This is a genomic window from Streptomyces sp. NPDC007905 (assembly GCF_042959345.1).
Classification (GTDB): domain Bacteria; phylum Actinomycetota; class Actinomycetes; order Streptomycetales; family Streptomycetaceae; genus Streptomyces.
On sequence record NZ_JBIBKS010000024.1, the window covers coordinates 87628 to 100661 of the forward strand.

At 72.5% G+C, this 13034-nt stretch carries 14 protein-coding genes and 1 pseudogene; 7 read left to right on the forward strand and 8 right to left on the reverse strand.

Annotated features, from left to right (window positions below):
* Positions 1-111: 111 nt before the first annotated feature.
* Both ACFZDC_RS33760 and ACFZDC_RS33765 read right to left on the reverse strand, forming a co-directional pair.
* On the reverse strand, positions 112-369 hold the full coding sequence (locus tag ACFZDC_RS33760) for a DUF5133 domain-containing protein (protein WP_391329782.1): 258 nt from the start codon (positions 367-369) through the stop codon (positions 112-114).
* Between the two features lie 88 nt (positions 370-457).
* Positions 458-550, reverse strand: a pseudogene (locus ACFZDC_RS33765).
* Between the two features lie 234 nt (positions 551-784).
* On the opposite strand from ACFZDC_RS33765, the gene ACFZDC_RS33770 reads away from it, so the two are divergent.
* The 4 genes from ACFZDC_RS33770 (at position 785) to ACFZDC_RS33785 (ending at position 5691) form a co-directional block, all read left to right on the forward strand.
* Positions 785-1414 carry a DUF6417 family protein gene (locus tag ACFZDC_RS33770; protein ID WP_391329784.1) on the forward strand — a complete coding sequence of 210 codons (630 nt, stop codon included), beginning with the start codon at positions 785-787 and terminating at the stop codon, positions 1412-1414.
* 254 nt (positions 1415-1668) lie between these two features.
* Complete coding sequence (locus ACFZDC_RS33775) at positions 1669-2325, forward strand: 1,4-alpha-glucan branching protein (protein WP_391329786.1); 657 nt, start codon at positions 1669-1671, stop codon at positions 2323-2325.
* A 516-nt stretch (positions 2326-2841) separates the two neighbouring features.
* The gene (locus tag ACFZDC_RS33780) at positions 2842-4704 is read left to right on the forward strand and encodes a M1 family aminopeptidase (RefSeq protein ID WP_391329788.1); all 1863 of its coding nucleotides are present in this window, start codon (positions 2842-2844) and stop codon (positions 4702-4704) included.
* Positions 4705-4875: 171 nt separating this feature from the next.
* Positions 4876-5691, forward strand: a complete 816-nt coding sequence (locus ACFZDC_RS33785) for a GH25 family lysozyme (RefSeq protein WP_391329790.1) — start codon at positions 4876-4878, stop codon at positions 5689-5691.
* Positions 5692-6186: 495 nt separating this feature from the next.
* Here ACFZDC_RS33785 and ACFZDC_RS33790 read toward each other — a convergent pair whose 3' ends face one another.
* Positions 6187-6882 carry a hypothetical protein gene (locus ACFZDC_RS33790; protein ID WP_391329792.1) on the reverse strand — a complete coding sequence of 232 codons (696 nt, stop codon included), beginning with the start codon at positions 6880-6882 and terminating at the stop codon, positions 6187-6189.
* A 45-nt stretch (positions 6883-6927) separates the two neighbouring features.
* Positions 6928-7296, reverse strand: coding sequence for a hypothetical protein (locus ACFZDC_RS33795; RefSeq protein WP_391329794.1), 369 nt, complete (start codon positions 7294-7296; stop codon positions 6928-6930).
* Between the two features lie 164 nt (positions 7297-7460).
* Here ACFZDC_RS33795 and ACFZDC_RS33800 point away from each other — a divergent pair, with 164 nt between their 5' ends.
* A complete protein-coding gene (locus ACFZDC_RS33800) occupies positions 7461-7964 on the forward strand; it encodes a molybdenum cofactor biosysynthesis protein (protein ID WP_391329796.1) in 504 nt (167 codons plus the stop codon).
* Positions 7965-8162: 198 nt separating this feature from the next.
* Here the strand turns inward: ACFZDC_RS33800 and ACFZDC_RS33805 are convergent, their stop codons facing one another.
* Both ACFZDC_RS33805 and ACFZDC_RS33810 read right to left on the reverse strand, forming a co-directional pair.
* A complete protein-coding gene (locus ACFZDC_RS33805; RefSeq protein WP_391329798.1) occupies positions 8163-9299 on the reverse strand; it encodes an aromatic acid exporter family protein in 1137 nt (378 codons plus the stop codon).
* Positions 9300-9543: 244 nt separating this feature from the next.
* Positions 9544-10740 carry an AI-2E family transporter gene (locus ACFZDC_RS33810; RefSeq protein WP_391329800.1) on the reverse strand — a complete coding sequence of 399 codons (1197 nt, stop codon included), beginning with the start codon at positions 10738-10740 and terminating at the stop codon, positions 9544-9546.
* Positions 10741-10889: 149 nt separating this feature from the next.
* Here ACFZDC_RS33810 and ACFZDC_RS33815 point away from each other — a divergent pair, with 149 nt between their 5' ends.
* Positions 10890-11048 carry a hypothetical protein gene (locus ACFZDC_RS33815; RefSeq protein WP_391329802.1) on the forward strand — a complete coding sequence of 53 codons (159 nt, stop codon included), beginning with the start codon at positions 10890-10892 and terminating at the stop codon, positions 11046-11048.
* A gap of 188 nt (positions 11049-11236) precedes the next feature.
* Here the strand turns inward: ACFZDC_RS33815 and ACFZDC_RS33820 are convergent, their stop codons facing one another.
* Together ACFZDC_RS33820 and ACFZDC_RS33825 are read right to left on the reverse strand one after the other, a co-directional pair.
* Positions 11237-11668 carry a DUF2267 domain-containing protein gene (locus tag ACFZDC_RS33820; RefSeq protein ID WP_391329804.1) on the reverse strand — a complete coding sequence of 144 codons (432 nt, stop codon included), beginning with the start codon at positions 11666-11668 and terminating at the stop codon, positions 11237-11239.
* Between the two features lie 107 nt (positions 11669-11775).
* Positions 11776-12267 carry a DUF1360 domain-containing protein gene (locus ACFZDC_RS33825; protein WP_391329806.1) on the reverse strand — a complete coding sequence of 164 codons (492 nt, stop codon included), beginning with the start codon at positions 12265-12267 and terminating at the stop codon, positions 11776-11778.
* A 193-nt stretch (positions 12268-12460) separates the two neighbouring features.
* On the opposite strand from ACFZDC_RS33825, the gene ACFZDC_RS33830 reads away from it, so the two are divergent.
* A complete protein-coding gene (locus ACFZDC_RS33830; protein WP_391329808.1) occupies positions 12461-12988 on the forward strand; it encodes a hypothetical protein in 528 nt (175 codons plus the stop codon).
* The last annotated feature ends 46 nt before the right edge of the window (positions 12989-13034 follow it).

Consider the following 13034-nt stretch of genomic DNA (forward strand, 5'->3'; position numbering starts at 1 on the left):
GGACCAGAAGCGGGAACGAACATTCGTGCCGCACGGGGAAGGAGAACGCAGATCGCCCTGCGGCACTCCCGACCGGGGGTGCGCCACAGGGCGGTGGAGTGGATCAGGCGGTCAGATGCCTGCCGAGGCCGGCTGCGGGGCGGACGCCTGCAGGAGCGAGTCGTCCTCCGGACGGGCCCCGGACAGACGGTGCCGGGCGGCGATCACGGCCATGTCGGCGTCCTTGGTGCCCGTGGCCACGCACAGCATGTAGGAGACGTCCGCAAGCCGTTGCCGGGCCTGCGGCGTACTCTCCTCCGCCCCGAGCAGCGTGAGGGCCTCGTACTGGGCGATCAGGTCCTTCAGTACAGCGGGGTGTGCCATGAGCATGAGATCCGCCCTCCCTGGTGCGCAGCCAGCATCGATCATGTAGCTGCGCGGCTACCCGCGTTGCCGCCCGGCATGCTCCGAGGAGGAGCGGAGAGGGCAGGATTCGAACCTGCGTGGGCCCTGGGGCCCGACCGTGAGCCGCGCTCGCTGGTCCCCGATCAACCACTCCGGGCACCTCTCCCCGTGACCGGCTTCCGGATTCCGGTGCCGTTCACAGGAACAACGGTGCCAGGACCCCATGACATCGCGCTGACAGAACCGTTCGGGCCGCCGGGTCGCGCCCGGTGCGCTTCCGGTTCCCCGGCGCGGCCGACTTCGCCCGAAGGGCTTACGACCCCGTGAATATGCCATCACCGCACCGCCCGGAGGCTACGGTCACCGAGTCGGGGAACAGCGACACGAGGGGGTGGGTGTGGTGAGTCGGGAAGACCTGCTCGCCGCGCTGGAGGCGGTGCACCGGATCGGACGGACGGCCGCGCACGGCTGGGTGCTCGACGCACACGCCGTCGAGCTGCGCTCCGCGCTGGCCGGGCCGACGCGACTCGACCTGGTGGAGTGGGGCGACCGGGAGATGCGCGCGGAGCTGTCCGCGTTGGAGGGCCGCCCCGTGCGGCAGGCGGTCCGTCTGTCCCGGCACGGCCGCGACGTCCTCGCCTACGCCCGCCGTCGGCCCCGTCCGCAGTCGGACAGACCGGTGCCCGGGCCGGGACTGCGGCTGGTGGAGCTGAAGCCGTCGCAGATGAGCGCCCTGCGCACCTACCTGGGTCTCGCCGGTCACCTGCACGAGCCGCCCGCCGAGGGACTGGCGGAGCAGGTGAACGGCGCGGTGTTCCACCGCGAGGACAACCGGTGGCGGCTGCTGCTGACGCAGCGGCAGATGGAATCCGCCGCGTACGGCTACTGGCTCCACCGCGTCGCCACCTCGGCGGCGGAGGCCAACGCCTTCGGTCGCGAGTACGGCGTCACCTACCGGCCCGGCGACAGGGAACGGCGGGCCGCGGCAGCGCTGCCCGGGGCGCGCCGCGCTTCCCCCCACGCGCCGTAGGCACCGCGCCGGCCACCGGGGCACCGGGGTGCAGCGCGGACCTCACCGCTCGCCGTGACACTCGCGGTGCCCCTCGCTATACGCACGGCGCACGAACGCGGTGCCGCGGTCCGCGGGCGGGTGACCAGCGAACCGCCCACCCCGTGGGCCGAGTTGCCCCCGCGTTGACCGAAGCGGGGGATGACCATGACCGGCTCAGCCGGTGTGGAAAGCTTCGAGGGTCCGCATCGGCACGACGGAAGAGACCCACCGGCATGGCCGTCATCCACCACACCACCCTCAGTCCGACCAAGCTCGAACTCCTCACCACCTGGCTGCCCACCCGCCCGTGGCACCGCGGCGGCGCGGGCGCCCCCGGGCTGGCGAAGTCCGGCGGCTTCCGGCTGGACGACCCGGAGGGCGAGGTCGGGATCGAACTCATGGTGGTCACCGACAGCTCCACTCCCGAGCCGATCGCCTACCTGGTCCCGCTCAGCTACCGCGGTGCCCCGCTGGAGGGCGCGGAGCACGCGCTCGTCGGCACCACGGAGCACGGCGTCCTGGGCAAGCGGTGGGCCTACGACGGCTGCCACGACCCGGCGGTGGTCACCGAACTGCTGTCCCTGATCGAGGGCAGGGCTCAGGCGATGGCCCAGAGCATCAGCGACACACCCGACCACGAGGTGACCCGCTCCTACACGGGCGAGCCGTTCCCCCTGCACAACCTCACCCCCGAGCCCACCGACGACGAGCAGGGCACCCGCATCGCCGCACCGCACGGCACGACCCTCCACCTGCACCGTGTCCTGACGCCCGTCCCCGAGAACCCGCCGCTGCCTGAGCAGGGCGCCATCGGCCATGTCGCCAGTGGCTGGTCCGGACCGGACGGCAGCCGCCTCCGCGCGGTCTTCGCGGTGCTGAATCCCCGCTGATCCCCGCCGGCCGGGGAGATCGACACGGCGCGGGCCGGGACCGGGCGCGCAGGAGGTGGAGGAAGCAGGAGGTGGAGGAAGGTGAGCCCCTGCCCGGTGCTGGGCGACGGGGCGGGGGCCTCCCAGCGCCACCGCGCCGCCGGCCGCTGACGGTCTTCGTCGGCGTGGTCGTCGGCCCCCTCTTGCTGCCGGTGTGCATGCCCTTGGCCCTGCTGCTCGCCGTCCGCGGGCGTACTCGCGGGCACGGGGGCCACGTTGGGCGTCCGGCGTTGCGGTCCTGACCCCGCGGCGCGTGCCGGCATCGGGAGCACGGCCACCCACTTCGGCGCCTCTTCTGGCATGCCTCGGTCAAATCTGTCACGCTTTCGGCAGTCCTCGCCCTGACCCCATGAGGGCGTGGCGCACCTCTCCGTACAGCGATCGCGCAACCCCATCCGCGGCCGCCCCGGCACACCCCTGCCGGACGGGCGGCCATCGAGCAGGCCGGTATCCCGGCCGTCGCAAAAGGAGCAGTGTGTGAGATCGACCCCCCACAAGACCCTCGGCGCCGGTGCGCTCACCGTCGCCGCGCTGGTCGCCCTCTCCCTCCCCGTCACCCCCGCCGCCGCCGCCCAGCCGGCCAAGGATCCGGCCGCCGCCTGCACCCCAGCGCAGGCAGTCACCAACGGCGGCTTCGAAAGCGGGACTTCGCCCTGGACGCAGTCCTCCTCCAGCGTGATCACCAGCCGCAGTGGGGAGACCGCCCACGGCGGTTCCTCCTTCGCCTGGCTGGACGGTGTCGGCAGCACCCACACCGACACCCTCGCGCAGAGCGTCACGATCCCCAGCGGCTGCAGCACCGCCACCCTCACCTTCTGGCTGCACATCGACACCGCCGAAACGACCTCGTCCATCGCCTACGACAAGCTGACGGCCAAGATCGGCAACACGACACTGGCGACCTACTCGAACATCGACAAGAGCAGCGGGTACGTGCAGAAGTCGTTCGACGTGTCGTCCTTCGCCGGCCAGACCGTGAACCTCTCCTTCACCGGAACCGAGGACTCCAGCCTCCGGACGAGCTTCGTCCTGGACGACGTCGCCCTCGAGACCTCCGGCGGCACCACCCCGCCCCCGGCGGACTCCACCCGCACCCCGGCCGCCCCGTCGTACAGCGTCAGCCTCAGCAGCGACACGAGCGGCACCGTCTGGAACGGGCACGAGAGCGTGTCCTTCACCAACGCCTCCGCCACCGCGCTCGGTGAGGTGTACCTGAGGCTGTGGGACAACTACCACGGTACCTGCTCGGCGATGCCGATCACGGTCACCGGCGTCACCGGCGGCAGCGCGGGCGCCCTCTCGGCGGACTGCACGGCCCTGAAGATCACCCTGCCCACGCCACTGAACCAGGGCCAGAGCGCCACCATCGGCTTCGGCCTGGGCATCACCGTGCCCAGCGGTGCCGACCGGTTCGGCCACGACGGCGCCTTCAGCTTCATCGGCAACGCCCTGCCCGTCCTCGCGGTCCGCGACGGCGCGGGCTGGCACCTGGACCCGTACACCAACAACGGCGAGTCCTTCTACTCCCTGGCCGCCGACTTCAAGGTGACACTCGACCACCCCAGCACCCTGCTCGTCCCCGCCACGGGCACCTCCACCGACACCCCCGGCTCCAGCGGCCGCACGGTCACCACCGCCACCGCGGCCAAGGTCCGTGACTTCGCCTGGGCCGCCGGGCCCTTCAGCAAGATCTCCGCAACCTCGTCCGCCGGCGTGCCGGTGAACATCTACTCCGTCTCGGGCATCAGCTCCTCCAGCGCCCAGTCGATGCTCAGCACCGCCAGGACCGCCGTGGACGCCCACGCGGCCCGCTTCGGCGCCTACCCCTACGGCGAGCTGGACGCCGTCATCGACAACAACTACTGGTTCGGCGGCATGGAGTACCCCGGGTTCGTCCTCGACCTGGTCAGCACCACCGCCCTCACCCACGAGATCGGCCACCAGTGGTGGTACGGCATCGTCGGCGACGACGAGTACAACAGCCCATGGCTGGACGAGGCGTTCACGGACTATGCCACCGACCTCGCCCTCGGCAAGACCGGCAGCAACTGCTGGAGCAGCGTCTCCTGGGCCTCCAGCGCGGAGAAGATCACCAACTCCATGGCCTACTGGGACGCCCACTCCTCCCGCTACTCCACCGTGGTCTACGGCTACGGCAAGTGCGCCCTGCACGACCTGCGGAGGGTCCTCGGCGACACCGCCATGGCCCAGCTGATGAAGGACTACGCGACCGCGCACTGGTACGGCGTCTCGACCACGGCCGAGTTCAAGGCGGCCGCCCAGGCCGCCACGAGCACGGACCTCACCTCCTTCTGGACCCAGCACCGCATCGACGGCTGACTCCGGACCGACCGGTCGTGGGCGGCGCCGCTCCGGCGCGGCCCACGACCACTCGGACCCGGTCCCCATGCCACTCACATGGCCTAATCTCCGGTCGGATCACCTTCGTTGGGCGGTATCCGGAGTGCGGTGCGGCCCGACTGCGGGTCAGATGGATCCGTGCGAAGCCATATGTTCCTTCACCGCTGCCGCTCGCGCTGGTCCGTCACCGGCGCTCTGAGCGGCCTCCTGCTGATCCTGTCCATTCCCTCGGCCCCGCAGTCGTCGGCCGAGTCCATACCCGAACGCGGCAGCGCCTACATGGGCATGGGGGTGCTGGCCCACGACGGCGCCGACGCCACCCCGTCGGTCTCCCGGGCCACCCAGACCGAAGGCGTGGACGTCGCCAGCTACCAGGGCGACGTCGCCTGGTCCACCCTGTGGGGCAACGGCGTCAGATGGGCGTACGCCAAGGCGACGGAGGGGACGTACTACACGAACCCCTCCTTCGCCTCGCAGTACGCCGGCTCGTACGACGTCGGCATGATCCGTGGCGCCTACCACTTCGCCACACCCGACACCACGAACGGCGCCACCCAGGCGGACTACTTCGTGGACCACGGCGGCGGCTGGTCCAAGGACGGCAGGACCCTGCCCGGCGTGCTCGACATCGAGTGGAATCCCTACGGCGACGCCTGCTACGGAAAGTCCAACAGCGGGATGGTCACCTGGGTCCGCGACTTCCTGAACCGCTACAAGGACCGCACCGGCCGAAACGCCGTCATCTACACGGCCACCAGCTGGTGGAGCGAGTGCACCGGCGACTACTCCGGTTTCGGCGCGACCAACCCGCTCTGGATTGCCCGGTACGCCTCGACGGCGGGGACCCTGCCGTCGGGCTGGTCGACGTACACGATGTGGCAGTACACCTCCTCCGGTGAGACGGTGGGGGACCTCGACAGGTTCAACGGCTCTCTGGACAAGCTGAAGGGCTTCGCCACCGGGTGAACGCCGGCCGCGTGTCCGTGACCCGATGTGAGACCGCTGGGAAGACGACCGGACCCGGGGCGGTGACGAGGTGACGGCAGAGGCGAACGGCGCGTCCCTCGCGGAGTTCCCCGCCGATCCCACCCACTGCACCCGGGCCCGTCGTCCGCCGCGCCAGGTCGCTGGGCCTGCGGCACGCCGTGGTTCACTTGGCCGACCTGCAGCAGCGCCCCCTCGTACCGCTCACCGACGTGACCGCGACCCTGCGACGGCTCGCTCGCCGGTTGGACCCACCGCACCCTGGCCCTGCGTGTCGAGGAGTCCGACCGGGACGGCACGACCGCGTGGTTCCCGTTGCCGCACGGCGCCGAGCGCCTCGGTGCCCTGGGCCGCAGCCGGGGCTGCCGGTGACGCTCCGCGCCGGACCGTCAGCCGGCGCTGTACGCGGACCCAGTGTTGCCGCTCCCCCTCACCACCCGGCGTCGGGGACGACCCGAGGAGCGCCCTGCGGCGCCTTCAGCGTCCGGAGCCACGACGGAACCAGCCGCGCTGGGGAGGTGCGGCGTGCGGCGGGTACGGCGGTGGGGGCGGGGGAGTGGGGTGCGGGGGCTGTACCGGGCCTGCGAACGGGGGCAGTTGCCGGAAGTGTTCGTCGAGCGTGATCGTCGGGGTGATCCGGTGCAGCGCGGCCCGCACCAGGGTGAGCGGGTGCTCCGGGAACCGGGCGTCCCACTGCTCGTCGTCGCCCACGTGGTACGGCAGTCCGCCGAACTGCCCGCCGGCGGAGTACGGGTGGGGCCGGAAGTAGGCGTCGAGCCCCACCTCGTTCATCACCATCGCCTCCCGCACACCGGTCATCCCGTGTTCCGCGGCCTGCACCTTCAGCACCGTGCTGCACCCGGCCTTGGGCACGGTCCACGAGCCGAGGAACGCCTGCCCGTGGGGTGCGCCGGGCAGGCGTATCTTGATCAGCTGACGGACTGCCGGGACACCGTGCACCTCGCCGGGCACCGCCTCGATGAGGCCGCCCCCGCGTCCGCCCACGCCTGCCGCGAGCGCGGTCCGCAGGTGCTCGAACTCGTGCAGGGGGGCGGGCAGATCGGGGACGAGGGGGAAGAAGTGCACCGACAGCACGAGTCCCGCCGCGTCCGTCCACACGCCGGGCTCACGCTCGGTGAAGCCGGTCAGATCCAGGCCGGTGATCGGAGTCATGGAGATCATCATGGCGGGTGCGGACGCTTCGCCGGCGGCCGGGGCTCAGTCCGCGTCCTCCTCACCGAAGCCCTCGAAGCCGGCGAACTCGACCTGGTCGTCGTCCTCGTCCAGGACGCACAGGCCGGCCGTGCCGAGCCGGCCGCGCTGCCAGGCCAGGAGTGTGTCGATCAGCCCCTGCTCCAGCGGCGGGCCCTGGTCCGCGTGCCGGGACCAGAACACCAGCGGCCAGTCCTCGGGCCGGTCGCCCTCGGTGAGCCAGCCCGGATAATCGCCGTCGATGGAGTCGGCGAAGGGCAGGAAACCGCCGGGCGCCGGGAACGTGGCGAGGGGATACCACTGCGGATGACCGGACTTGAGCGACTCGTAGGCCTCGAGGGTCTGGTCCACGAAGACGGTTTGCGTCGATTCCACCGGCGGGGCGGGTGTAGTGGGCACCCTCACCCAGGACGACCTCGACCGCACCCGCGCCGCCCTGCTGTCCTTGCCCGGCTCCGTCCTCGCCGTGTCGCACGTCCCGGCCGACCGCACGCGCCGGTACCGGCGAGGCGATGCGGAGCACTGGCTAGGCTCGGGGCGTGTCGCACGTGGAAATCGTTCAGCTGCTGGTCTCGCCGGTGCACCGGCTCGCGGGCCGTCCGGGCGACGGCGTGCCCGAGCTGCCCGGCGACGAACTGGTGACGACGGCCGAGGTCCGCGCCGGACTGGGCATCGTGGGGGACCGGTACTTCAACCGCCCCGCGCACCGCAACGCGTCGATCACCCTCATGGCCGCGGAACGCCTGCCGCGACTCGGACCCGGCGAGGCCGACCTGCTGCGCACGCGGCGCAACGTCCTGCTGCGCGGGGTGGACATCGACGCGTACATCGGCTCGACGATCTTCCTCGACAGCGGCACCGGCCCCGTGGAACTGGAGGTCCGCGGCGCGGCCAGGCCCTGCGCGTGGATGAACGCCACGCTGGGAGCCGGAGCACAGCGTGCGCTGCGCGGCGGCGGGGGAGTCCGCTGCCGTCCGCTGACCGACGGGATCCTCACCGTGGGACGCGCCGAGTTCGGGGTGCGGGCAGCACCCACGACCTAGGGGGAGTCTTTCCGATCATCGGATCGTTGGGCTGGCCGTAAGGGATGGGGAGTCCATCCGGGCGAGACGCCGGGCCCGTGCGGCATGGTGCCCAGTGCCGCGGCGCCCCACGGCGCGCCCTTGGCCGGGTCGAGGTCGGGCGTGTACGAGGGGCACGGCAACGGGCGCCCCACCGTCCTCGGCCGGTCCGGACGGCCCTCAGGAGACCGAGGTGACCAATCGGTCGGCCAGCCGGTGGGCCTGGGCGAGCAGCGCGCCGTAGGTGGCGACCTGGTCGGGGTCGTCCGTCGTCGACCGGGCCAGGTCCCGGCGCAGCTCCTGGAGCGTGCCGCGCAGCTCTTCCACGGCCTCGCGCAGCTCCTCGTCACTCGCTTGGGCGAACCGGCTGTGGCTGTAGAGGTGCAGCGTGTGCGCGGTCTGGCGCAGGAAACGGGCGTAGCGGCGGGCGAGTTCCGGGTGCGGGCGGGGCGCCGGCCGGTCCTCGGCGGCGGCTTCGAGCACGGTGCGGGTGACACCAGCGGTGTGTACGGCCGCGTGGTCGAGCACCATGACGGCGTCGTAGTACCCCTTGCCGGGCAGCGGCGCCGCACCCGTGCGGCGGCGCAGGTTGACCCGCAGGCTCTCCCGGCTCCGGTCCACCGAGGCATGGGCCTGCTCCACGAGGCGGTACAGCCGCAGGGCGCGCTCGTGCCAGGCGCCGGCCTCCTCGGCGTCCCAGCGTCCTTCGGCCAGCCCGTCGGCCACCGCCCGCAGGATGTCGTGGGCCTGGTCGGTCGCGTCCCGCAGCACGGCCCGGGTGTCGCGCAGGTACACCGGCGGCCGGATCAGCGCGTTCACGGCGATGCCCACCACGGCGCCGAACAGCGCCTCGGCGAGCCGGGCCGCCGAGGTGGCCAGGGTGACGGATCCGTAGGTCAGGACGAAGAGGGCACCGGTCGCCGCGTAGATGCCCTGGCTGCCCAGGCGCCGCCAGTGGCCCAGCAGCATCACGACGGGCAGGACCAGCGCCATCGCGGCCACCGTGTTGTTCAGCAGCAGCCCGACCGCGGTGGCCACGACCGTGCCGACCGCGATCGCCGCCAGCTGCTGCAGGCCGTGCGCGATCGACCGGTACACGGTCGACTCCACCAGGACCACCGCCACCCACGGTGCGACGAACGCCAGGGGCGCGTGCAGCCACCAGCCCGACACCGCCCAGGCCACCCAGGCGGCCAACGCCGCCTTCCCGGCCTGGACGGCCAGATCCCGCTCCCGGCCCGGCTCCGCACAGGCCCGCCGCAAGCGCGTAGCCACGGTCGACTGATCACGCCGCAACGCCTGCCACGCCGCCCTCATCCCACGCACGGCAACCCGAGTGCCACCCGTGCCACCGCCCATGCCGCCGTACCCTCCACACACATGCCTCTCATACGGCGCCGGGTAGCCTCCAACCTGCGGATTACGCCTCGTACGGCGGCGTCGGTCCGTGATGACCGCCACAGGGGCGCAGCCGACCGTCGGTTACGGCATGCGCCGACGCCGGCCATACGCGCACGGTGCCGTACGGCGACGGAACCACTGGTCCGGAGGGCGACGACTGTTACGGCGGCACCGCCCGCAGTGCGCGCAGTACCGACCAGACGACCGAGATGAACGGTACGGCCACGACCGCGCCGATCACCCCCGCGACGATGCTGCCCGCGATGACGGACACGGCGACGACGAGCGGGTGCAGCCGGACCGCCCAGCTCATCACCAGCGGGTGCAGCACATGCCCCTCGATCTGACCGATGACCACGATGAGCACCAGCACGGCCACGGCCGTGAGCGGCCCGCGTCCGGCCAGGGCGACGATCGTGGCCACCCCGAGCGCCACCGGTGAGCCCACGAGGGGCACGAACGCGGCGAAGAACTCCAGCAGCATGAGCGGCAGCGCGAGCGGTACCCGCAGCACGAGCAGGGCGATGCCCACCAGTACGGCGTTGGTGGCCGCCACGATGATGATGCCGCGCGTGTACCCGGCGAACGTGCGCCAGGCCGCACGCCCCGCCCGGTCCCATGCCGGCCGGGCCCTGCTCGGCACCAGCTGGTCGCGTGCCCAGCTCCACATGCGCTCACCGGAGTGGATGAAGAAGACGGAGGCGAAGAGCGCGAGCGCGCCGCCCGTGATCACTTCGACGACTCTGCCCAGTTGCGACACGGCGCTGCTGAGCAGGCTGGACCGGTGCGTGGTGATGTAGTTCGTCACCTGGCGCTGCAGGTCGGAGAGCCGGCCCAAACTGAGCCGGAACGGCGGATGCTGCAGCCACACCTCGATCCGGTGGACCCCGCCGCGGAACTCGTTCGCCAGCGTGGCCGACTGGCCGGCCACCGCATTGCCCACGAGCGCGAGCAGGCCCAGCACGAGCAGCAGGCTGCCGACGAGCGCGACAGCCACGCTCAGCGGCCTGGGCAGCACACGGTTGAGGAGATCGGCGAGAGGGCGCAGGACCGAAGTGACGACGAGGGCGAGGAACAGGGCGACGGCGACGAGCTGGAACCGGCCGAGGACGGTGAAGACGCCGTAGACGACGATGCCGAGGAGGATGAGGCGCCAGGCGTAGGCCGCGGCGACCCGCAGCCACGGCACGACGCGCCCGGCCACCGGGGCGTCCGGCCCGGAGCGTGCGCCTCCCAGGAGCCGCACGGTGTACGCCGGCCGGCTGCCCAGCACCGTGCCGCCCGCGCGGCGCCCTTCGCCCGTCCGCCGGCCCGCACCGCCCACCACGCTCCCGCCTCCTCTCCGCCCCCGGTTCATGACCGTCAGTCATCTCCCAGAGAACGGTAAGGGCAAGTCGGCGGAGGGGGCCGTGCAACGCGCGGTCAAAGGAACTTCACAATCGACGGGCATTGGGGGAGCGGGAACAGGGGCACTCGCCCGGCGTCGTCGCAGGGAGGAGCCCTCCAGTGATCACCGTCGCGTTTCTGCTGCTCCCCGTGCTCAGCGCGCTGCTGTACGGCTTGGACCAGGTCGAGGACCGCTGGGTCACCAGGCCCACGGCCGCCCGCCATGCCCGGCGCCGCTCCCCGCTCAGGCGTGTGCGGGCCCGTGCGGACCGGCGGTAGCGAGCGCTCGCCTCTTCGCCTCTTCGCCTCTTCGCCTCTTCGGCTCGTCCCGCTCCGGCGGACGGCCGCCCGCCGCTCGTCCGTCACCCGCCCCTCCCCGGTGGGAAGCGTTCCGACACGAGCAGGCGATCCGTCCCTGCCCGGTCCGGATCGCTCAGGCACGGGCCGGGCATCCGTGCCGTCGCGCCTCAGCCTCTCCAGCCGCCGTCGTCGGCGCGCCCCACGGGCAGCAGATCCCGGATGTCACTGGGCAGTGCTCCGGCCATCCGTTCGGTCAGCTCCGGGGCCAGAGCGGCATCCAGCACCTCCAGCACGGCCGCGGCCTCGCGCAGGGCGGTGTCCTCGTCCGTGCCGGCCCGGTCGGCGATCCGTCCGGCGAACACGGTCAGCCCGAACCGCTCGGCCGCGGTGCCCGAGTCCGGGCCGGCCGACGCGTCCGCCGCCTCGCGCATGGGGACCGCCAAATCCGGTGGAAGCTGGGCGGCCACATGGCGGGCGAGCCCGGACGGCAGCCGTTCCGACAGTGTGCTCACCACGGCACGCGCCGCCCGCTCGGCCGACCCCCGGTCGGGCAGCTGGGCGAGCGCCTGAACCTTTCCGATCATCTCGTCGTGATGCATGAGGCCGGTTCCTTCCTCACGATGCCGTCCCCCACCGGCCGAAGGCCCGGCACCGGGCGAGTACCCGCATCGCCCGGACTCTTCCGAGCGTCGGCGTAGGGGGCCCCTCACTCCTCGGCCGACTGCTGGGTCCACGTCCACGCGTACTGGAGCCAGTCCGACAGCGTCAGCGCGCCGAGGCCCCCGCAGACCACACGGGTCAGGCGGGGCGAAGCGGTGTACGAGCACACCAGCGCCGTCGCCGCCCAGGCCGAGGTGCAGAACGGGCAGCACAGCAGGTCGCCCACCGCCCGCCGGAGCCCGGTGCCGCGCGGTTCGTCGACGACCTCGTTCGCCTCGCCCTGGGCGCCACGGCGCGCGAACGGGGCCCGCACGAAGCTCGTGATCCTGTCCCTGGTCAGCAGCCTGGACGTCTTGTACGTCGCGACTCCCAGCAGGGCGACGTCCCACGGCGGCAGCTGGCGCGGCAGCCGTACATGCCGCCATCGGGCCACCAGGGCGTATGTGCCGACGGCCGCCGCGAACACGCCGGCGAGGGCCGCGTAGCCCCCGAGGGGGACTTCGCCCTGGTCGTCGTAGTGTCCGGCGTCCGTCGTCATGGGGCTCCCGGTGCGCACCCTGTCCTCCGGCGGGTCCGCGCCGAGTTCCCCGGGGCCGGTGAGTCACACGTGGGCGGCGCCGCGACGTGGCCGAAGCCACATATGACGTAGTTCCCAGCCCTCCCCTGCGGCGCCGGAGGCCGGGCTACCGTGGCGTCGAGCTGTTCCCTCACGCAATTCGGACGGCCCGGTAGTGCTCTCTGATCTGTCCCCCCTGATCGCCGCGACGGCCCGCTGGCTGACGGGTGCCTACCCGCCCTGCGGCGGCGCGCTGGCCTCCGCGCTGTGCGAGGCACAGGCCCGGCAGGCCGTGACGGTCGCGGCATGGCTGCGCTATCCGACCGCGATCGACGCCGCGCTCGTCGGCATGGCGGGACCCGGTGGCGCGGCCCGCCTGGACTGGGTCACCGGTGCGGACTCGGCCGGCGACGACACGTCGGACGCGTGGGTGTGGCGCACCTGGGTCGACGAGGTCGTCGCCAGCTGGGCCGCCGACCTGCTGATCGATCCGGATCTCGCCGGAATGGCCGTCGGCGCGCTCGCCGGGGGAGAGCACACCTCGGGCCCGCCGGTCGAGTTCCGCCGCCTCCTGTCTCCCGACGACGGTGACCGGCGCGCCGCCGCACTGCTCAGGCACCCCGACCTCCTCGCACCCGTGGCGGAGCTCCACCACGGCCAGCTCCTGGACCGCCTGCGCACCGGACCGGCCCTCGCCGCCTGACGGAGCCCGCCGCCCGCGCGCACGTGAGCGGTCCGGCGGCGGCATC